Here is a 20339-nt window from a genome sequence, read left to right on the forward strand (position 1 = left end):
ACGGTTCATCAGGAAGGACTTCGCGGCGGGTCGCGATCGCGTCCGTGCGCGCTCGCGGATTTTCTCATCGCATCCAATCCAGGAGGTTTTGTATGCAATCCACCGGTTTTTCCTCGCGCCGCTCCGGCGCTCACGCTTGCGCTTTGTCCCTGCTGTGCATGGTCGCTTTCGATGCGGCGGCGGCCGCGGACCTGCAAGTCAGTGCGACGCTTCATCAGGCCGCCCAGCACGATCTGGGCCTGTCGTCGGCGCAGGTCGATCAACTGCTGCAGGTGCAGCGCGATGCGCCCGCGCAAGAGGCGCTGGCGCGGCGCCGTCTGGGCGCCTATTTCGGCGGCGCCTGGGTCGAACGCGCGAGCGACGGCCGTTATCGGTTCGTGGTCGGATCTTCGGACCCGCGCGGCCCGCTCAAGCTCGAAGGCGTGCAGTTGCGCCAGGTCCGCTACAGCCTGAGCGAGCTGGAAGCGGCGAAGGCGCGCCTGGATCGCAGCGTGCGTGCGCGCGTGTCCGGCATCAGCCGGCGGATCGACGGCGTGCATTCGTGGTACGTCGATCCGGCCAGCAATTCGGTGCTGGTCAGCGTCGCGCCCGATGCCATGGAGCGCGCGATCGATCTGGCCGCGGTCAGCGGCGCCGACAGCGGTCTGCTGCGTTTCCAGCAAACGCCGGGCGTGCCGCAGCCGACCGCGTCGGTGTACGCCGGCCGTTCTTACGAGAAGAACGGTGCGCTCTCGTGTTCGGTCGGATTCGCGGTCATGCAAGGCGCGACCAAGGGCTTCGTCACCGCCGGCCATTGCGGGACGGCGGGCGAGGCGATCGGTCTCGACGGCGCGCCGGCCGGCTACTTCGCCGCGTCGGAATTCCCCGGGACCGACCGTGCCTGGGTCGTCTTGAATGCCAATCACGAGGTGTTTCCGCTGATCACCAATTACGCCGGCGGCTTTTTCGCCGTGCGCGGCAGCGTCGAGGCGGGCTATTCCGCGATAGTGTGCCGCTCGGGTTACAGAACCGGCTACCAGTGCGGCTACATCACCGGGCAGAACGTTACCGTCAACAGCACCCGCGGCCTTGTGTTCGGTCTGACCCAGACCAATGCCTGCGCCGGCTTCGGCGATTCCGGCGGCGGCTGGATCGATGTCTATGAGCAGGCGCAAGGCGTGCTGTCGCTGGCCAGCATCGCGGCGGGCGCGCAGAACAACTGCGGCACGGGGATCTTTCAGGCGAGCTGGTTCCAGCCGGTGAACCCGATCCTGCAGCAGTACGGATTGACCCTGGTTACGCCCTGAGTCTTCGGCTCAGGCCGCGGCGCCGCCCGATCGGGGCGGCGTCGCGGATCGCGGCGGTGCGCTCAGAAGCCGCCGAAGCGCGCCATCGCCGCGGCGCAGACCAGGATCACCGCGACCAGGATCAGCTCGAAGCGGATCAGCAGGCGCAGGGTGCGCACTTCGCCCGCGGCCGGCAGGAAGTTCGGATCGGCCTTGAGCGCCTTGCGCCAGCGCAGGAAACGCACGGTCGGCAGGATCGACAGCAGCGCGATCAGGATGAAGGCGCCGAACTTGGCGTGGAACCAGGGGTTGTGCTCGTAGAAGTCGAGGCCTTTGACGCCGAACTTCAGACGCGACAGGCCGACCACCAGCAACAGTATCGCGCTGGTGCCGTAGCCGGAGTCGAGCCCGGCCAGGCGGCGCAGCACCGCCGCGTCGATGGGGCCGCGCAGCAGCACCGATTCGGCCACCAGCATCGCGATCAGGGCGAACACCAGCAGGTGGTGGGCGGAGGCGAGCAACAGATCGGTCAGCATCGGCGGAACTCCGGGCGGCGGCTGGGAGGGGACTGCGAGTGCGATGGTGGGGATCGGCGGGCGGGCGCTGGTGCGGGTGCGCAATGCGTCCGTAGCTGGCGCTTGCGGCCCGTCGCTGATGAAGGGCGCGGGCTCGGGCCGAGTATCCAGGCCACAGCCGGCTTTGCGTACTGACCGATGTCAGCGCGCGGCGCTGAATCCCTCGGCGGGCCCGGCCTGGGCCGGGCGGGTGGCGCCGGGGCGAGGCTCAGGCGGCTTCGTCGGTTTCCAGCGCCTTGTCCACGCGGCGGAACCACTCGCCGTCGTTGGGCACGAACATCGAGCAGCACTCCATCGGCGCCTTGTAGATGTGCAGCGACACCGCCACCGAGTCTTCGCTGGCGTTGCGGATGGTGTGGTACTCGTGCGGCGGAATCAGGCTGCCGGCGCTGCCGGGGCCGGCGTGCATGCCGCCGGCGGCGCGGAAGCGGAAGTTCTCGCCGTTGCGTTCCAGCAGTTCGAACTGGGTGATTTCCAGCTCGCCGTCCCACACGCCTTCCACGCACCACAGGCCGCTGTGATCGTGCATCGGCGTGCCCTGGCCCGGGCCCCAGGTCATCGCCACCACGCTGTAGCCCAGTTGCGGGCTGCGGTAGAGCTCGCGGCGCGCGTAGTGGTCCYGGATCGGGTCGAACACGCAGTCGGGCAGGTTGACGTCGCGGTCGCGGATCATCTTGCACAGGGTGTTGCGCAAGGCCGCGGTGACGGCGTGCTCGTCGCCGGCGGCGACGGCGGCGTCGATCGCGGCGACCAGTTTGTCGTGGCCGGGGAAGTCGAAGTCGGGCAGGGTGTCGGTGGCGTTCATGCCACAGATTCTACGCCCGTCCGCAGCTCGGCGAGAAATCCCGCCACCGCCGGGCCGAAACGGCCGATATCGACCAGGAACGCGTCGTGGCCCTGCGGCGATTCCAGCGGCAGGAAGCGCGAATCGGCGCCGCCGGCGCGCAGGCCGTCGGCGATTTCCTGCTGTTGCTGCAGCGGGAACAGGATGTCGGTGTGCACGCCGATCGCCAGGGCCTTCTCGACCCGGATCGAGGCCAGGCCGCGATGCACCTGTTCATCATTGTCGAGACCGTCGCTGCCGCCACAGTAATCGCCGAGGTCGAACCAGTCCATCGAGCGGCTCAGGTACAGGTAGCAATTGGGATCGAAGCGGCGCACGAAACGGCGGGCGTGACCTTCCAGGTAGCTTTCGACCTCGAACTCCAGGCCGAAGGGTTCCTCGTCGGCGCGATCGGAATCCAGGCGCACGCGGCCGAAGCGGCCGTCCCACTCCAGCGCCGAGCGGTAGGTGATCACGCCGAGCTTGCGCGCCATGCGCATGCCCGATTCGGGGTAGTGGGCGTCGTCGTACTCGCCCTGGTTCCACTGCGGGTCCAGGCGGATCGCTTCGCGCTGCAGCGAGCGGATCGCGATCGAGAACGGCAGCGCGCGCGCCGCGCCGGAGATGTTGATGTGGTTGCGCGCCAGGCCCGGATGGCGCACCAGCAGCGCCAGCGCGGTCATGCCGCCCATCGAGTTGCCGATCACGCAGGCCAGCCGTTCGATGCCGAGCGCGCGCACCACGTGCGCGGCCGCGTCAGCGCCGTCTTCGACCGACAGTTCGGGGAAACTCAGCCGATAGAGCTCACCGCTGGCGGTGTCGATCGAGGCCGGGCCGGTGGAGCCTTTGCAACTGCCCAGCGAGTTCACGCAGATCACGAACCACTGTTCGCTGTCGATCGGCTTGCCCGGGCCGAGCATGGCTTCCCACCAGCCCGGTTCTGGATTGCCCGCGTTGGCCGCGGCGTGCGCGTCGGGCGACAGGCCGGTGACGATCAGGATGGCGTTGTCGCGTCGGGCGTTGAGCTCGCCCCAGGTTTCATACGCCACGCGCGCGCCGGTGAGGGCGCCGCCGCGTTTCATCGGGAACGGCGAGGGCAGGTCGATGTGGCGGGTGCCGGGCGGGATGAATTCGGTCATGCCTTGCTCGTGTGGCCGGCGAAGCCGGTGTCCTTGCGTCGGGTGGAAGCGGCGCCGCGATGAGCGGCGCGAGGGTCGCGTTGCAGCCTAAACCATCGTCGCTGTTCGCGGTCGGGATCGGAATTGCAATTGCGTTATCGGCACATGTCTGGGGTGTGGGTTCAGTGGTGCGTGGACGAAAGCGTCGGGCCTGAAAGGCCCTCCCACAAAAGTTTTCGAAGCAGCGCTTCGGATCACGGTCGCCGCGAACCGGCGAAGTCTTTTGTGGGAGGGCCCTTCAGGCCCGACGCTCTTGTCCCAGTTCCGGCAGACCCTACTCGACCACGCGATCGATAACGACGACGACCTGATCCTTGCTGTCGGTACGCACGCTGACCGGCTGCGAAGCCAGATCGCCGGGCTGCGGAATCGCATTGCCCGAAGCCGACACGCGCGCGAGCACCTGCACCTGTTCGAGCTGCGACAGCTTCATCGTCGGCATCGGGCTGTCGCCGTCGTCGAGGACGACTTCGAGCGGGAATTTACCGGCCGCGTGCTTCTCGACCGCGACCGGCATCGGCGGGCCGGCGACCTGGCGCGCGATCACGAACACGCTCGCGTTCGCCGGCAGCTTGGCTTTCATCGCCGCCGACAGCTCGACCTTGATCTTGAGCCCACCGCTTGCATTGGCAGCGGCGATCGGCGCCGGCGGCGCCAGCGGTTCCAGGCCCGCTTCCTGGCGCGCGCCGTTGATCTGTTCGAGCAGGCTGTGGGCGGTGCCGGCATCGACCACGCTCAGCAGCGGCTCCCAGGTCTGCGCCGCTTCGGCCGGTTGCTCGGCCTGGCGCTGGGCGATGCCGAGGAACCAGCGCGCACGCTGATGCATGGGTTGTTTTTCGATCGCGTGCTTGAGCATGGCGACCGCGTCGGCATCGAAGCGGCGGTCGCGGGTGGCCAGCGCGCGCGCTTCGGCGGCTTCGGCCAGCAGGTCGGGATTGTCCGGCGCGAGCTTCACCGCGCGCGCGTAGGCGTCGCGCGCTTTCGCGCTCAGGCCTTCGGCGGTGTAGGCGCTGGCGAGCAGGCGCCAGCCTTCGATCTGATTCGGATCGCGTTCGAGTTCGGCTTCCAGTTGGGTGACCGCCTCGGCCAGCGTCTCGGGTCCGCGTTGTTGTTGCGGGTTGAACGCGTTCGGCGTGCCGACCAGCAGGTACAAGGCGACTGTGGCCGAGGCGAGGGCGATGCCCAATCCGCCGCCCAGCAGCGGACGCGCCTGCCACAGCGGACGCAGCGCGTAGCCCAGCGCGAATACCACCAGCGCCGCGCCGGACGCCACGAACACGGCCATCGGGGCCGAACCCATCGTCACCGCCATCACCACTCTTGTTCCTCGTCGTTGCGCGCGGAGCCGTCGTGCGCGTTGGCGCCGCGCGCGCGGATCACCCGCGCGACCACGAAGCCGCCGGCCAGCAGCACCAGCGCCGGGCCGAACCATAGCAGCCAGGTCTTGGATTCCATCTGCGGTCGGTACAGCACGAACTCGCCGTAGCGCGCGACCAGGAAATCCTTGATCTCGCCGTCGCTCTTGCCCTGGCGCATCAGCACCAGCACTTCGCGGCGCAGGTCGTGGGCGATCTGAGCGTTGGAATCGGCCAGCGACTGGTTCTGGCACATCACGCAGCGCAGCTCGGCGACCAGGGCGTGGAAGCGGCGTTCTTCGGTGTTGTCGTTGAAGCTCAGCGGTGCGGGGTCGCTGGCGGGTTGGGCGATCGCTGGCTTGGTCAGGGGGAGCGCTAACGACAGGATGAGGGCCGAGGTGGCCAGGAGCGTGCGGGGAAGAGCAAATCCCCCCCGGCCCCCCTTTTTCAAAGGGGGGGGCGCTTCGGCGGGAGGCGAAACGATCGGAAAGCCTGTGCTGTTCCCCCCTTTGAAAAAGGGGGGCAGGGGGGATTTGCTTTTCCCGTTGCCGAGACCCCTCATCGACCCTTCTCGATCTTGTCCAACACCGGCAGCAATTCCTCAACGATGACCTTATCGGTCAACGGCCCGACGAACTTCCATCGCACGATGCCCTGCCCATCGACCAGAAAGGTTTCCGGCGCGCCGTAGATGCCCCAGTCGATCGCCGCCTTGCCTTCGTAATCGGCGACCACGACGAAATACGGATTGCCGAACTCTTCCAGCCAGCGCAGCGCGTCGGCGTGTTCGTCCTTCCAGTTGAAACCGATCACGCGCAGGCGCTTGGTCTCGGCGAAACGGGTCAGCACCGGGTGTTCGTCGCGGCAGGCCGGGCACCAACTGCCCCAGACGTTGAGCAGGTACGGCGCGCCGCGCAGTTCGTTGGTCGACAACAGGCGGCCGGCTTCGTGCAGCACCGGCAGCGAGAACTGCGGGGCGGGCTTGCCGATCAGCGGCGAGGGCAGTTTTTCGCGATCGGGGTTGCGCGCGAGCCACAAACCGTTGGCGAGCAGGATGGCGAGCAGGACGAAACTCGCCAGCGGAAACCAGCGGCCTTTGCCGCTTTTCGGAGTCGGGGTGTTCATGCGTGCTGCTCTCCAGCGATGTTGCGTGCCGCGCTTGCGTGGTTCGGCGTCTCCAGCATGTCCGGATGCGATAAGGGCTCGCGCTCATCCACGCGCGCATCGGCCTTGACCCGGAAACGCCGGTCGGCCGCGGCGACGAAACCGCCGAGCATCATCAGCAAGGCGCCCAGCCAGATCCAGCGCACGAACGGCTTGACGTGCACGCGCACCGCCCAGGCGCCGTCGCCCAGCGGCTCGCCGAGGGCGACGTACAGATCGCGGGTGATGCCACGCGCGATCGCCGCCTCGGTCAGCACCTGGCCGCCGCTGGCGTAGGCGCGTTTTTCCGGATGCAGCACGGTCAGCACTTCATCGCCGTCGAAGACGGTGACGGTGCCGTAATCGGCCTCGTAGTTTGGGCCGACGCTGTGCTTGACGTTGTCGAAGCGGAACGAATACCGGCCCAGGTCCAGGCTCTTGCCCGGCGCCAGCGCGACTTCGCGCTGCACGCTCAGGCCTTCGACCAGCAAGGCGCCGATCAGGAACACGGCGACGCCCAAGTGAGCCAGAGTCATGCCGAGCATCTCGGCGGTGAATGCAGCGCCGTTGCCGCGAACGCGCGTCCACACGAAGCGCGCGGTGCCGGCCGCGACCCAGACCGCGCCGCCGACGCCGGCGGCGACTTTCCACGGCCCTTGCGGCGCGAGGAAATACGCGGCGATGGCCGCGCCGAGCGCGAGCCCGGCCCACGGCACCAGCATCGCCAACGGCCGCGACACTTGCTCGCGCTGCCAGCGGAACAGCGGCCCGAACGGCAGCAGCAACACCAGCGGCGTCATCAGCAACACGAACATCAGCGCGAAGTAGGGCGGGCCGACCGAAATCTTGCCCAGTTCCAGCGCATCGGCCAGCAGCGGGTACAGCGTGCCGAGCAACACCATCGCGCAGGCGGTGGTCAGCAGCAGGTTGTTGGTCAGCAGCAGGGTTTCGCGCGAAGCCAGTTCGAACGGCTTGCCGGCGGCGTCCTCGCCCGACGGCGCGCGCAGCGCGTACAGCAGCAGCGAGCCGCCGATGACGATGCCGAGGAAGATCAGCACGAACAAGCCGCGGGTCGGATCGGCGGCGAAGGCGTGCACGCTGGTCAACACGCCGGAGCGGACCAGGAAAGTGCCCAGCAGCGACAGCGAGAACGCGGCGATCGCCAGCAGCAAGGTCCAGCCGCGGAAGCTGCCGCGTTTTTCCGTGACCGCCTGCGAATGCAGCAACGCCGCGCCGGCCAGCCACGGCATGAAGCTGGCGTTCTCGACCGGGTCCCAGAACCACCAGCCGCCCCAGCCCAGTTCGTAGTACGCCCACCACGAACCCAGGGCGATGCCGAGAGTCAAAAACGCCCAGGCGACATTGGTCCACGGCCGTGTCCAGCGCAGCCAGCGCGCATCGACCTTGCCGTCGAGCAGCGCGGCGATGGCGAAGGCGAACGGCACGCTGAAACCGACATAGCCGGTGTAGAGCATCGGCGGATGGATGATCAGGCCCGGGTCTTGCAGCAGCGGATTGAGGTCGCGGCCTTGCGCCACCGCCGGCAGCAGCCGCGCGAACGGATTGCTGGTGAAGATCAGGAAGGCGAGGAAGCCGACGCTGATCACGCCCATCACCGCGAGCACGCGCGCGATCACCTGCGGCGGCAACGCCTTGGAGAACTTCGCCACCGCGCCCGTCCACAGCGCCAGCACCAGCGCCCACAGCAGCAGCGAGCCTTCGTGCGCGCCCCACACGGCCGAATAGCGATAGGCCATCGGCAGCAGCGTGTTGCTGTTTTCGGCGACATAGCGCAGCGAGAAATCCTGCGCGACGAAGGCCTGGGTCAGGATCACGAAGGCGAAGCCGACCAGCAGCAACTGCGAATACGCCGCCGGCCGCGCGATCGCCATCCACGATTCGATGCCGCGATGAGCGCCGAGCATCGGCAATGTGGCCTGCACGATCGAGATCAGCAGGGCGAGGATGAGGGCGATCTGGCCGAGTTCAGGCAGCATGTCGGGTCGCCTTGTCGCGGGTGGAGCGAAGAGCAAATCCCCCTCGGTCCCCCTTTTGCAAAGGGGGAAGACAAGCGGGCTTCGCTGATGAAATCAAAGTGCGGATACCAATACGGGCTCCCGACTTAAGCGAGCCACCCAAATCACCCCGTGCTGTTCCCCCCTTTGAAAAAGGGGGGTAGGGGGGATTCGCTCTTACTCCAAGACAGACAGAAATCAACGCGCCGCCTCCGCGCCACCAGGCGCGGCGACATCATGCTTCTTATGCGCCTGCCCCATCTTGTCCGCGACTTCCTTCGGCATATAAGTCTCGTCGTGCTTGGCGAGGATTTCCTCCGCGACGAACGTACCGCCCTGCATGCGCCCGGTCGCGACCACCGCCTGCTTCTCGCGGAACAGATCCGGCAGGATGCCGGTGTACTTCACCGGCAGTTCGGCGTCGCCGTCGGTGACGCGGAAACTGGCGTCCATCGAACCGGGCGCGCGCTGGAACGATCCGGCCGCGACCATGCCGCCGAGGCGGAAACGCGCGCGTTCGCCGGCTTCGCCGCGCAGGATTTCAGCCGGCGTGTACAGATAAGCGACATTGCGCTGCAAGGCGGTGGCGACCAGCGCGGTGGCGATACCGGCGGCGGCGACCAGGCCGATCACCCAGAGCAGACGGCGGCGGCGGGTTGGATTCATCGGCTCAGATCACTGTTGGTGCTGCGCGCCGCGCCGCGTGCCGCGCGCTGGCGCGCGTTGCGCAACTCGCGGCGGATCTGCAGCCGGCTGGCGAGGAAATCCCAGCCCAGCACGATGGCGAAGACCGCGTAAGCGGCAATGATGTAGTTCCGGTATTCCATCACCGTGCGTCCTGCGTGCTGGATCGGGTCGGCGGGACGCCGGCGAGTTCGGCCACCCAGGCCTTGCCCTGTTCGCGGCGCAGGTTGTCGGCGCGCGCGCGGGTCAGCAGCGCGCCGATGAACCACAGCTTGGTGCCGACGATCATCCAGATCAGCGGCGCCAGCATGCTCGGGTCCATCGTCGATTTGCCGAACAGGCTGATGGTCTGGCCCTGGTGCAGCGAGTTCCACCACACCACCGAATAACGGATCACCGGCAACAGGGCGACGCCGACGATGGCCAGCAGCCCGGCCGCGCGCGCTGCGGCGCGACGGTCGTCGATGGCGTGATACAGGCCGATCACGCCCAGGTACAGGAACAGCAGGATCAGCTCGGTGGTCAGGCGCGGGTCCCAGTCCCACCACGTGCCCCACATCGGCTTGCCCCAGATCGAACCGGTGGCCAGGGTGATCAAAGTAAAGCCGGCGCCGATCGGCGCGCAGGCCATGGCCAGGATTTCGCACAGCTTGATCCGCCAGATCAGCGCGATCGCGGCGTACAGCGCCATCAGCCCGAACACCGCCATGCTCATCCAGGCGCTGGGCACATGGATGTAGATGATGCGGAAGCTGTCCTTTTGCTGGTAATCGGCCGGCACCTGGAACAAGGCGCCGTACAGGCCCCAGGCCATGACCAGCAGGCCCAGCACGTAGCCCCACACCGCCCAACGCGCGGCGAAGCGGTCGAAGTAAGGCGGCGAGCCGAGTTTGTGGAACCAGCGGACGAGTGGATTCATTCAGTGGTTCGTTCGAAGGTGTTCGGCATCTGGGTCGCTGGGCGGCCTGGACGGTTGGAGCGCGCCAGCCGGGCTGCCGCGCGGGTTCGATCGCATTGAGTTCCGACTGTGCAACCGCGCCGTCAGTTCAGCGCGATGCGAATCGCCGCAGCCGCCGCCAGCGGAGCCAGCAGCAGCGCCACCACCAGGCCGGCGGCCAGCAACAACAGGGCGCCGACCGGGTCCAGTCCCTGGGCCGAGCGGGCCACGCTGCCTGCACCGAACACCAGCACTGGAACGTACAACGGAAGCGCCAACAAGGCGACCAGGATACCAGAGCGCCGCATCCCGACCGTCAGCGCCGCGACCACCGCGCCGAGCAGGCTCAGCAGCGGCGTGCCCAGCGCCAGCGAGGCCAGCAGCACCGGCAGTTGCTCGTGCGGCAGGTACAGCAACTCGCCCAGGAACGGGGTCGCGATCAGCAGCGGCAGCGCGGTGGTGGCCCAGTGCATGAAGGTGCGCACCGCGACCAGCCAGCCCAGCGGCACCGGCGCCAGCATCCATTGCTCCAGCGAGCCGTCCTCGGCATCGCCACGGAACAAGGTGTCCAGCGACAACAGCCCGGCCAGCAGCGAGGCCAGCCACAGCACTCCGGCCGCGACCCGGGACAAGGCCTGTTTCTCGCCGCCCAGGGCCAGCGCGAACAGCACCACCATCAGCAGCGCGAACAGCGCCGGCTGCAGCGCGTCGCCGCGGCGGCGCCAGAGCAGGCGCAGGTCGCGCGCGAGCAGGGCGCGCGCCGAGCCGATCAGGCCGGGCATGGCCGCGCCGTCGCTGGGCGTCTGCGCGAACGACTTGATCTGCGTGTTCATGCGGCCTTCTCCATCACCAGCAGCCGCGTGCGCACCGGCGGCGCCGCATAGGCGCCGTGGGTGGTCACCAGCGCCGCGCCGCCTTCGCGCAGATGCGCCTGGACCATGCGGTTGACCAGCTCGATGCCTTCCAGGTCCAGGTTGGCGTAGGGCTCGTCCAGCAGCCACAGCGGCGCCGGCGACATCCACAGCCGGGCCAGCGACAGGCGTTTTTTCTGCCCGGCCGACAATTGGCGGGCGAGGGCGTCTTCATAGCCGGCCAGGCCGACGATGGCCAGGGCGTTGGACGGCAGCTGGCTGCGCCGGCGGCCCTGCAGGCCGCAGAGGAAATCCAGGTTCTCCATCGCGCTCAGGTCGGCCTTGAGCCCGGGCAGGTGGCCCAGGTAGGTGATCGCGCGCGCGCGCCGGGCCGGGTCGGAGGGGTGGCCGTCGAGTTCGATCGCGCCTTCCTCGGCCCGCAGCAATCCGGCCAGGACCCGCAGCAGCGTGGTCTTGCCGGCGCCGTTGTCGCCCTGCACCAGCAGAGCCTCGCCGGCATCGACGGCGAAGTCCAGCGGCCCGAACACGGGATCGTCGTTGCGCGTGAAGCGCAGACCGCGGGCCTGCAGCAGCGGCGGAGCGTGGTGTTCGGAAGGGGGCATCAGTCAGGGACATACGGCCGACGGGGCCGCGGGACCGGCATTTTATGCGAGTCGCCGGGCCCATAACCGTGGCGGGGCGTCGCGGCGGGGCGGCGGGGGGGGCGGGGGGCGATCGGGGCGGCCGCCGGGCGGGCGACACATATATATGTAGCGGCCGCGGCGGCCGGTCAGTCTTCGACCCAGTCGGTGTGTTCGGCCGGCTCCGCGTCCTGCGGCCGCGCGATCAGCATCCGCAGCCGCACCGGTTCGCCGCGCCGCCAGACCAGCACGCCGGCCTGGCCGAAGTCGCGGGCCAGGGCGTTGGCGGGGGCGTCGTCGAGATCGGCCAGCAGCCAGCCCGGTTCGCGCCACTGGCCGGCCTGATCCTGGGCCCAGGCGGCGTGACGCTGCACGCCGGCGGCGTCCAGGCGCGCGACCAGGCGCTCATCGGCGGCCTGGTTGACGCTGTCGGAATGCGGCTGCGAAGCCGGGTTCCAGGCGCTCACGAACACATAGCGCGCGGCCGGCCAGTACGCTTCAAGATCCCGCGCCGGACGGCCGACCCGCAGCGGCAGCGCGTCGCCGTCCAGGGCCACCGCGTATTCCGCCGCGGCGTAGGCGAGCGCGAGTTCGGCGGCATCGACGACCTGCAATTGGCGCATGTCAGCAGTCTCCCGGGACGATTACGGCAGTGCAAACGGCGCCGACAAGCGGGCGTCGTGCCGACGCTGGACCCTGAGCGGCCGGTCTGTCCACCGTGGCGGCGACATATGGATATGTCCGGGCGTCATCGCCGCCGCCGCGGCCGGTCTAACGAACCGCAACCCACATTCCGTACACTCGGCCTCCTCGCAGGCCTCCCGTTTCCAGCTCATGACGCTAGCCACCAAGTTGCCGAAAGTCGGCACCACCATTTTCACCGTGATGTCGCAGCTCGCACTCGAGCACCAGGCCGTGAACCTCGGCCAGGGCTTCCCGGATTTCGATGTCCCCGAGCGCCTGATCGAAGCCCTCAACCGCGCCATGCGCGAGGGCAAGAATCAGTACGCGCCGATGACCGGCATTCCGGCGTTGCGTCAGGCCATCGCGGCGAAGACGGAAGCCTGCTATGGCTACCGTCCCGACGCCGACAGCGACATCACCGTGGTGTCTGGCGCCAGTGAAGCGATATTTGACGCGATTCATGCGGTCGTGCGTCCGGGCGAAGAAGTGATCGTGCTCGATCCTTGTTACGACAGTTACGAGCCGGCGATCGATCTGGCCGGCGGCGTCGCCGTGCACGTGCCGCTGGACCCGCGCACCTTCGCCGTGGATTGGGATCGCGTGCGCGCGGCGGTGACGCCCAAGACCCGCATGCTGATGATCAACTCGCCGCACAACCCGTCTGGCGCCATGTTCGATGCCGACGACATCGCCCGGCTCAGCGAATTGTTGAACGACACCGGCATCTGGCTGCTGTCCGACGAGGTCTACGAGCACATCGTCTTCGACGGCCGCCGCCACGAGTCGGTGCTGCGCTATCCGCAGCTGCGCGAGCGTGCCTTCGTGGTGTCCAGCTTCGGCAAGACCTATCACTGCACGGGCTGGAAAATTGGGTACTGCATCGCACCGGCCGCTTTGTCGGCCGAACTGCGTAAAGTCCATCAGTACAATAGTTTCTGCAGTTTCGCCCCGGCACAGTGGGCCTTCGCGGAGATGATCGAAGCCGAGCCGGAGCACTATCTGGGGCTCGGCGCGTTCTATCAGGACAAGCGCGATAGTTTCCGCGAGCAACTATTGACCACCCGGCTCAAGCCGTTGCCGGTACCGGGCGGGTACTTCCAGTTGGTCGACTACTCCGAAGTCAGCGATCTGACCGATGCCGAGTTCTGCCGCTGGCTGACCGTGGAGAAGGGCGTGGCGGCGATCCCGCTGTCGCCGTTCTACGAGTCGCCGCCGCAAGGGCAACGATTGGCGCGGCTGTGCTTCGCCAAGAATCGGGCCACATTGGATGCCGCTATCAAGAGGTTGGTCGCACTTTAATTGCATTCTTGAGATGGATATCTCATACACTCTTGTCGTAAGCTTCAGGTTCGGTCTACTCTTTGGGTACGAGTGTCGCTAACGCTCGGAAAGAGTTAGTCGTCAGTAGGGGGAGTTCATGGACAGAACGATCATCGTGAACCGTGCGTCCGGCACGGTCATGCAGTCGCCGCCTGATGCAGCGCGGGCAGACGCTATGCGCCCGCATGCAAGAAGCGTGTCCTTTGTCTCAGTTTGGTCGGCCTTAGTCTGGCCGCCTCAATTCCGATAACACCGCAAACACGGTGCCATGCGCTTGTGGCCGAATAGGTCCGGCGTCACGGCACCGTCCGGACGACTGCGCGCACAAGATCAACCTATGGCAGGGGAAAGCGTGAGAAATTCAATTGCAATCAGCCCGCGTCTGTGGACCGCGATTCTGCTGGCGGTCGCGCTGACGGGCTGCGCCACTCGCCCGGCGCCCGACTTCGGCGGCCGTTGGAAACCGGTGAATCGTTACGCCGAGGTGCCCGACGAAATTCCGCTGCACAAGTCGTACGTGTTCTATCCGTCGCCGATGGACGGCACGTTGAAGAACATGCTGACGCGCTGGGCGAAGGATTCGAACCTGAAGCTGGACTACCAGCATTACTCGGACTTCACCCTGCATCAGGGCGTGGCCCAGATCAACACCACCAGCCTGCCGGACGCGGTCGCGCAGTTGAACACCGCGTACGCCGGCCATGGTGTGGTGATCGCCCGCGAAGGCGACCAGATCGTGGTGCGCTCGGCGGTGTCCGCGCCGGCCGCTCCGTCTGCTTCTTCCGGCGGCCCCGACGCCTCCTCGCACGCCACCGTCGCGGCGCCTACGCCCTGACCGGCCGTCGTCGCACTCAGGCGAAGACATCGCACCGATCGGATCCGGATCCGATCGGTGCGCAGCGAATTTCCATCGATATGGATGCAGCATAGATGTTCGGAAAAAAGAACGTAACTCCGCAGGTGGAAAACGCCATCGCCAAGGCGGCCAACTTCGAGGTCACCGTCGCCGATATGGCCCGGCGCAGCGAGAAGCGCGCATGGGTCGTCGCGTTTACGTCCATCGTGATGGCGCTGATCCTCGCAGGCGGCTATTTCTACTTCCTGCCCTTGAAGGAAAAGGTCCCGTACCTGGTCATGGCGGACGCCTACACCGGCACGGTCACGGTCGCGCGGCTGCGCGACGACTTCAGCAAGAACAGCGTCACCTCCAGCGAGGCGATCAACAAGAGCAACATCTCGCACTTCGTGATGGCGCGCGAATCCTACGATTACTCGCAGATCGGCGACCGCGACTGGGCGACGGTGTTCGCGATGGGCTCGCCCTACGTGACCAAGTCCTACGAGAACGTGTACCTGGGCTCGAACCCGCAGAACCCGATCACCTTGTTCGGCAAGAGCAAGACGATCCGCGTACGCATCCTCAGCATCCAGCTGCATGCCGCCGGCGGCGACAGCGCGGTCAAGACCGCTTCGGTCCGCTTCCAGCGCAGCTTGTTCAACAAGGAAAGCGGCACCCAGCTTCCGATCGACAGCAAGATCGCGGCGATCGAATACACCTACAAGTCCAACCTGAAGATGGACGAGACCAACCGCGTCCTCAATCCGTTGGGCTTCCAGGTCACCAGCTACCGCGTGGACAACGATTACGCGCCGTCGCCGCCGGCCGCTCCGGAATTCCCGGTTGGCTCGCCGCCCGCCGCGGGCGGCGTCCCGGCTGCGGCCGCGCCGGCGATCGATCCGGCCACCGGTCAGCCCATCCCGGGCGCGGCACCGGCTCCGGCCGCGTATCCGCCGGGTACCGTCCCACCCCAACAGCCCGGTGTCGCGCCGCAACCAGGCGTTGCGCCGCAGCCAGGCGTCGCGCCGCAACCCGGCGTGGCGCCGGCCCCGAATCCCGCCAGTCCGGCCGGCGCGCCGACGGCACCTGCACCCGCACCGACCGGTACTGCGAATGGAGTCAGCACCCGATGAACTGCTTGCGTAAACACAGTCTGATCGCCCTGTTTTTGTTGGCGGTCTCCGGTCTGGCCCTGCCTGCCTCAGCGCAGGTGGTGCAGGAATATGAGTACGAATCCAACCGCATCTACCAAGTGCGCACCGGCCTGGGCATCACCACCCAGATCGAACTGAGTCCGAGCGAGAACATCCTCGACTACAGCACCGGTTTCAGCAGCGGCTGGGATCTGAGCCGTCGCGACAACATCTTCTACTTGAAGCCGAAGAACGTTGACGTCGACACCAACATGATGATCCGGACGACGACTCACTCGTACATCCTGGAACTGAAGGTGGTGGCGACCGACTGGCGCGTGCTCGAGCAGGCCAAGCAGGCCGGCGTGCAGTACAAGATCAAGTTCGTGTACCCCAACGGCACCGAATTCTCCGCGGCCAAGGAAGCCAGCGAAGAAGACCAGCCGATGACGGAGTTGAACACGCGGCTCGACAAGAACCGCCTGTACAACTTCGAGTACCAATACTCCAGCCGCAAGAAGCAATCCTGGCTGGTGCCCAGCAACGTGTACGACGACGGCCAGTTCACCTACATCAAGATCAGCGGGCTCAAGAACCTGCCGACCGGCAACTTCCCGGCGGTGTTCGGACGCGAGCGCGAAAGCGGTGAAGACTTCGTCGTCAACACCACGGTCGAGGGCAACACCATCGTGGTCCACGGCACGTACCCCTACTTGATCATCCGTCACGGCAACAACGTCGTCGGTCTGCGCAGGAAGAAGCAGAAATGAGCCAGAACATGCCTCCCAATCAGCCGGGTCAGCCCGAAGGAAACAACGGCACTCCGCAGGAAGGCGGCAGCTACGGCTACGCCGGCGCCAATCCCTACTACGGTCAGCAGGGCGGCGGAGCCGCCGCGCCGGACCTGGACGCCAACGCGCCCATGCTCAAGAGCGCCGATGTGCAGCGGTTGAACCGCAAGGCGCTGCTGTTCCTCGGCGCCATCGTGCTGCTGTTGCTGGCGGCCGCGTTCTTCCTGCTCAAGAGCGCCACCTCCGGTAACGAAGAGCCTAAGAAAGTCGACGAAGAAGTCGTCAACGTGCCGGACGCACCGGTGGGCGCGCAGTCCACGGCGCTGCCGCCGCTGCCGCCGCCGACCGTGCAGGCCGAACCGATCGGCATGGTGCCGCCGCTGCCGCCGGAACAGCAGGAATCGCAGGGCAACGTCGTCGAAGCCGAGCAGCGCGATCGCGGTCCGAGCCTGCTCGAACGCCGCATGGCGGGCGAGGTGGGTTCCTCCGGTGGCGGCCAGGGTGGCGAAAATTCGGCGATGACGCCCAGCCAGCAGTATCTGGCGATGGTCGCGGCGCAGAACGGGCAGGGCGGTCAGGCCGCGCAGCCGGAGAAGCCGGAAGTCGCATCGGCGCAGCCGCTGTACAACCCCGACACGCTGTTGCTGCGCGGCACGTACATCCGCTGCATCATGGAAACCCGCATCATCACCGACATCCCGGGCTTCTCCTCGTGCGTGGTGACTGAGCCTGTGTATTCCGTCAACGGCCGTCGCCTGCTGCTGCCGAAGGGCTCGAAGGTGTCGGGCCGTTACCAGGGCAACGCCGGCGACCTCAAGCGCGTGGCCGTGCTGTGGGATCGCATCACCACCCCGACCGGCCTGGACGTGAACATGGCCAGCCCGGGCATCGACGGTCTCGGCGGCGCGGGCATCCCGGGCCAGTACGACGCGCACTGGGGCAGCCGTATCGCCTCGGCGCTGCTGATCAGCCTGATCAGCGACGCGTTCAAGTACGCGGCGGCGGACAACGGTCCGGAAAGCACCACCGTCACCCAGGGCGGTACCGTGATCACCCAGCCCTACGAGAGCAACACGGCGCGGGCGATGGAACGTCTGGCCAATCAGGCGCTGGACAAGAGCGTCAACCGTCCCGCGACCGTCACCGTGAACCAGGGTTCGGTGGTGAATATCTACGTCGCCAAGGACGTGGACTTCTCCTCGGTACTGCGCTGAGATGGATTCAGATAATTCACCGATCGCACAGGTTTCCAACGACTTCCTGGAGTATCAGTACCAGGTGCTCGGCATCCTGGAGTACATGAGTTCTCCGGACGTCACGGAAATCTGCATCAACCGGCCGGGCGAGCTGTACCTGGAAACCCGCGCCGGTTGGGAGCGTCTGGACGTGCCGAGCCTGACCTACGATCGGGCCCGGCAGTTCTGCACCGCGGTGGTCAACGAGAGCAACACCGGGCAGCGCATCACCGATGCCGACCCGGTGGTCTCTCTGACCTTCCCGACCGGCCAGCGCGCCCAGTTCGTGATCCCGCCGGCCTGCGACTCGGGCAAGGTCTCGATCACGATCCGTCTGCCGTCCAAGCACAGCAAGACCCTGCAGCAGTACCAGGAAGACGGCTTCTTCGAGCAGATCCTGGAGACCACCGCATCGGTCAGCGAGCACGACCGCGAGCTGCTGGAAATCCGCGCCCAGCGCAACTACGCCGAATTCTTCAAGAAAGCGGTGCAGTACAAGAAGAACATCGTCGTCGCCGGCGCCACCGGCAGCGGCAAGACCACGTTCATGAAATCGCTAGTCGGTCACATTCCTGACTATGAGCGACTGGTCACGATCGAAGACGCGCGCGAACTATTCATCACGCAGCCGAATGTCGTGCACTTGCTCTACTCGAAAGGTGGACAAAGCACCAGCAACGTCACGGCCAAGAGTTGTATGGAAGCGTGCCTGCGCATGAAGCCGGACCGGATCATCCTGGCCGAGTTGCGCGGCGACGAGTCTTTCTACTTCATCCGAAACTGTGCGTCCGGTCATCCAGGTTCCATCACCAGCTGTCACGCTGGCAGCACGGCGCAGACCTGGGACCAGCTGTCGCTGATGGTGAAGGCCTCGGCCGAGGGGTCCGGCCTGGAGTTCGCGGTGATCAAGCGTTTGTTGCAGCTGACGATCGATATCGTCGTGCACATCAAGGCCCATGCGGGGCAGCGCTATATCACCGGCATCGACTTCAGTCCGGAGCGCCAACTGGCAGCGAATTGACGACAGCCGGGCAGGGGTTTCGTTGACAAAGCTGGCTGCCGCGTGAATGATAATGTCGGCGACTTGGGTTCGCAGCCCCGCCGGTATCCGTTTAATAGTGAAAGGAATTGTTGCCAGGATTGGCGCAGGGGGGGACTAGGGAATGTTGCCCGGTATAGAACTGACAAATTGCACGGGCTTGGCGGTTCCGCACGAAGTGATGCATCACGTCGTGCGCGTGGAGTCGTCCTTCAATCCCTATGCCATCGGCGTGGTGGGCGGCCGTCTGGTGCGCCAGCCCAAGACTCTGCCCGAAGCCGTCGCCACCGTGCGCATGCTCGAGCGCCGCGGCTACAACTTTTCCCTCGGCGTCGCCCAGGTCAATCGCTACAACCTCGGCAAGTACGGCCTGGACTCCTACGAGAAGGCCTTCGAGGTCTGCCCCAATCTGCAAGCCGGCTCGCGCATTCTGGCCGAGTGCTATCAGCGCTCGCAGGACTGGGGTAAATCCTTCAGCTGTTACTACTCCGGCAATTTCGTCACCGGTTTCCGCCACGGCTACGTGCAGAAGATCTACGCATCGATGCGCGACAACCAGGCCCTCGGGGCCGGTGTCGAAGCCATCGCGGTGATCGGCGATCCCAAGCCGCCTTCCAGCGGCATGAAGGCGGCGGCGATGGCGCCGGCCGCGGCCGCGATTTATGCGCCGGCCCGTCGCAGCGGTTCCTCGCGCATGGATGCCCTGATCGCCTCGCGCGTACGCGAGCCGGACACCGCCGCGACCCAGGCCGCCGCTTCGGCGCTGGTGGCCGCGTCCGCCCAACCTTCCAACCTTGCCGCGGCGATGCCGATGGCGGCCCCGCCGGCGCCGATCGCGCCCGTGGCCGCTGCCGTGCCTCAACCGCAGCAACCGGTCACCGTCTCGCTGGTAAGGCCGGGCGTGACCAGCAACGCGTCGGCGCAAAAACCGCCTTCGCAGGGCGACCAGGCTTTCGTCTTTTAGTAGTCGATCCGCTTCCGGTTGAATCCGTTTCCAGCATTTGAATCCGCATCGATCCGAACCAGTTTCGCCTCCACCGACTGCATCACCCACGTACCTAGCTCGACTACGCCCACAACGAACAGAAGGGATATCTCATGAACTCCAACATTTATTTCAAGAACTTCCTGTCGGCCTTCGCCATGGCCACCGCTTTCGTCGTCCTGCTGATGCTGCCGGAAGTCGGCTTCGCTCAGACCGACGCGAAGAGCCGTGTCAGCAGCTTCTTCACCAATCTGAACTCGCTGCTGAACATCGCCTCGATCGCCGTCGTCACCATCGCGGTGATCTTCGCCGGCTACAAGATCGCCTTCGCGCACAGCAAGATCTCCGACGTCGCCCCGGTTCTGATCGGCGGCTTCCTGATCGGCGCTTCGGCCCAGCTGGCCAAGATGGTCATTCCGGACGACTCCAAGCTCAATGAAGGCGGCGCCGCCATCATGATGATCCTGCAGAACTATGCATAAAAACGTGCTCTTCCGGGGTTGTACGCGCCCGCCCATGTTCCTGGGCGTGCCGTACGTCCCGTTCGTGTTCGGAGCGGGCAGCTGCCTGCTGATCACGTTCTACGCGAATATGTATTTCATAGTTTTGCTGCCAGTCGTGATCTTCATCATGCGTCAGATGGCGCGTCGCGACGAAATGATCTTCCGCCTGCTCGGCTTGCGTCTGCAGTTCCGTTTCAGAATGCGGAACCTGCAGCAGCATCAGGGCATGTGGGTGTTCACGCCTAACTACTATCGCAATCCGGGCGACAAGAAAAGCTGATGATGACCGTAGCCGCCATGCGTTCGCGCATGGTGGCTGCGGCCAGCTCGGGACCGCGCATTAG

23 protein-coding genes are annotated in these 20339 nt (G+C 66.3%); 10 read left to right on the top strand and 13 right to left on the bottom strand.

The window, feature by feature from the left end; all coding sequences use genetic code 11:
* Positions 1–92: 92 nt before the first annotated feature.
* Positions 93–1286 (top strand): S1 family peptidase, encoded by a 1194-nt coding sequence (locus tag AB4Y92_RS08840; RefSeq protein ID WP_441819270.1) that lies wholly within the window; start codon positions 93–95, stop codon positions 1284–1286.
* Positions 1287–1348: 62 nt separating this feature from the next.
* On the opposite strand, the gene AB4Y92_RS08845 is transcribed toward AB4Y92_RS08840, so the two are convergent.
* From AB4Y92_RS08845 to AB4Y92_RS08905, 13 genes are all read right to left on the bottom strand, one after another.
* Complete coding sequence (locus AB4Y92_RS08845; RefSeq protein ID WP_441819271.1) at positions 1349–1801, bottom strand: DUF2214 family protein; 453 nt, start codon at positions 1799–1801, stop codon at positions 1349–1351.
* 247 nt (positions 1802–2048) lie between these two features.
* Positions 2049–2645: a cysteine dioxygenase gene (locus AB4Y92_RS08850; protein ID WP_441819272.1), complete on the bottom strand. Its 597-nt coding sequence runs from the start codon at positions 2643–2645 to the stop codon at positions 2049–2051.
* The gene (metX, locus tag AB4Y92_RS08855; RefSeq protein ID WP_441819273.1) at positions 2642–3802 is read right to left on the bottom strand and encodes a homoserine O-acetyltransferase MetX; all 1161 of its coding nucleotides are present in this window, start codon (positions 3800–3802) and stop codon (positions 2642–2644) included. The genes AB4Y92_RS08850 and metX overlap by 4 nt, the downstream gene beginning before the upstream one ends.
* 313 nt (positions 3803–4115) lie before the next feature.
* Entirely contained in the window at positions 4116–5126 is a 1011-nt protein-coding gene (locus tag AB4Y92_RS08860; protein WP_441819324.1) for a tetratricopeptide repeat protein, read from the bottom strand.
* Positions 5127–5152: 26 nt separating this feature from the next.
* Positions 5153–5602: a cytochrome c-type biogenesis protein gene (locus AB4Y92_RS08865; RefSeq protein ID WP_441819325.1), complete on the bottom strand. Its 450-nt coding sequence runs from the start codon at positions 5600–5602 to the stop codon at positions 5153–5155.
* Positions 5603–5754: 152 nt separating this feature from the next.
* Positions 5755–6321 carry a DsbE family thiol:disulfide interchange protein gene (locus tag AB4Y92_RS08870; RefSeq protein WP_441819274.1) on the bottom strand — a complete coding sequence of 189 codons (567 nt, stop codon included), beginning with the start codon at positions 6319–6321 and terminating at the stop codon, positions 5755–5757.
* Entirely contained in the window at positions 6318–8336 is a 2019-nt protein-coding gene (locus AB4Y92_RS08875; protein ID WP_441819275.1) for a heme lyase CcmF/NrfE family subunit, read from the bottom strand. Before AB4Y92_RS08875 ends, AB4Y92_RS08870 begins: the two co-directional genes overlap by 4 nt.
* 216 nt (positions 8337–8552) lie before the next feature.
* Positions 8553–9020: a cytochrome c maturation protein CcmE gene (gene ccmE, locus AB4Y92_RS08880; RefSeq protein WP_441819276.1), complete on the bottom strand. Its 468-nt coding sequence runs from the start codon at positions 9018–9020 to the stop codon at positions 8553–8555.
* Entirely contained in the window at positions 9017–9181 is a 165-nt protein-coding gene (gene ccmD, locus AB4Y92_RS08885) for a heme exporter protein CcmD (RefSeq protein WP_083512512.1), read from the bottom strand. The genes ccmE and ccmD overlap by 4 nt, the downstream gene beginning before the upstream one ends.
* The gene (gene ccmC, locus AB4Y92_RS08890) at positions 9181–9957 is read right to left on the bottom strand and encodes a heme ABC transporter permease CcmC (RefSeq protein WP_441819277.1); all 777 of its coding nucleotides are present in this window, start codon (positions 9955–9957) and stop codon (positions 9181–9183) included. Before ccmC ends, ccmD begins: the two co-directional genes overlap by 1 nt.
* 122 nt (positions 9958–10079) lie before the next feature.
* On the bottom strand, positions 10080–10757 hold the full coding sequence (gene ccmB, locus AB4Y92_RS08895; RefSeq protein WP_057945457.1) for a heme exporter protein CcmB: 678 nt from the start codon (positions 10755–10757) through the stop codon (positions 10080–10082).
* A gap of 47 nt (positions 10758–10804) precedes the next feature.
* Positions 10805–11449: a heme ABC exporter ATP-binding protein CcmA gene (gene ccmA, locus AB4Y92_RS08900; RefSeq protein ID WP_441819278.1), complete on the bottom strand. Its 645-nt coding sequence runs from the start codon at positions 11447–11449 to the stop codon at positions 10805–10807.
* 167 nt (positions 11450–11616) lie between these two features.
* Positions 11617–12090, bottom strand: coding sequence for a DUF3293 domain-containing protein (locus tag AB4Y92_RS08905; protein WP_441819279.1), 474 nt, complete (start codon positions 12088–12090; stop codon positions 11617–11619).
* 211 nt (positions 12091–12301) lie between these two features.
* Between AB4Y92_RS08905 and AB4Y92_RS08910 the strand changes: the two genes are divergently transcribed.
* The 9 genes from AB4Y92_RS08910 to AB4Y92_RS08950 all read left to right on the top strand — a co-directional run bounded on the left by AB4Y92_RS08910 (position 12302) and on the right by AB4Y92_RS08950 (position 20275).
* Positions 12302–13450: a pyridoxal phosphate-dependent aminotransferase gene (locus tag AB4Y92_RS08910; protein WP_441819280.1), complete on the top strand. Its 1149-nt coding sequence runs from the start codon at positions 12302–12304 to the stop codon at positions 13448–13450.
* Between the two features lie 373 nt (positions 13451–13823).
* Positions 13824–14306 (top strand): hypothetical protein, encoded by a 483-nt coding sequence (locus AB4Y92_RS08915; RefSeq protein ID WP_441819281.1) that lies wholly within the window; start codon positions 13824–13826, stop codon positions 14304–14306.
* Between the two features lie 95 nt (positions 14307–14401).
* Entirely contained in the window at positions 14402–15442 is a 1041-nt protein-coding gene (locus AB4Y92_RS08920; RefSeq protein ID WP_441819282.1) for a virB8 family protein, read from the top strand.
* Positions 15439–16212, top strand: a complete 774-nt coding sequence (locus AB4Y92_RS08925; RefSeq protein ID WP_441819283.1) for a TrbG/VirB9 family P-type conjugative transfer protein — start codon at positions 15439–15441, stop codon at positions 16210–16212. The genes AB4Y92_RS08920 and AB4Y92_RS08925 overlap by 4 nt, the downstream gene beginning before the upstream one ends.
* Positions 16209–17447 carry a TrbI/VirB10 family protein gene (locus tag AB4Y92_RS08930; protein WP_441819284.1) on the top strand — a complete coding sequence of 413 codons (1239 nt, stop codon included), beginning with the start codon at positions 16209–16211 and terminating at the stop codon, positions 17445–17447. The genes AB4Y92_RS08925 and AB4Y92_RS08930 overlap by 4 nt, the downstream gene beginning before the upstream one ends.
* Before the next feature lies 1 nt (position 17448).
* Positions 17449–18489, top strand: coding sequence for a P-type DNA transfer ATPase VirB11 (gene virB11, locus AB4Y92_RS08935; RefSeq protein WP_441819285.1), 1041 nt, complete (start codon positions 17449–17451; stop codon positions 18487–18489).
* Positions 18490–18631: 142 nt separating this feature from the next.
* Complete coding sequence (locus AB4Y92_RS08940) at positions 18632–19471, top strand: lytic transglycosylase domain-containing protein (protein ID WP_441819286.1); 840 nt, start codon at positions 18632–18634, stop codon at positions 19469–19471.
* 134 nt (positions 19472–19605) lie between these two features.
* The gene (locus AB4Y92_RS08945; RefSeq protein ID WP_441819287.1) at positions 19606–19974 is read left to right on the top strand and encodes a TrbC/VirB2 family protein; all 369 of its coding nucleotides are present in this window, start codon (positions 19606–19608) and stop codon (positions 19972–19974) included.
* A complete protein-coding gene (locus AB4Y92_RS08950) occupies positions 19967–20275 on the top strand; it encodes a type IV secretion system protein VirB3 (protein WP_083512509.1) in 309 nt (102 codons plus the stop codon). The genes AB4Y92_RS08945 and AB4Y92_RS08950 overlap by 8 nt, the downstream gene beginning before the upstream one ends.
* Positions 20276–20339: the final 64 nt, after the last annotated feature.

Source organism: Lysobacter sp. TAB13 (assembly GCF_052113885.1).
GTDB lineage: Bacteria > Pseudomonadota > Gammaproteobacteria > Xanthomonadales > Xanthomonadaceae > Lysobacter > Lysobacter gummosus.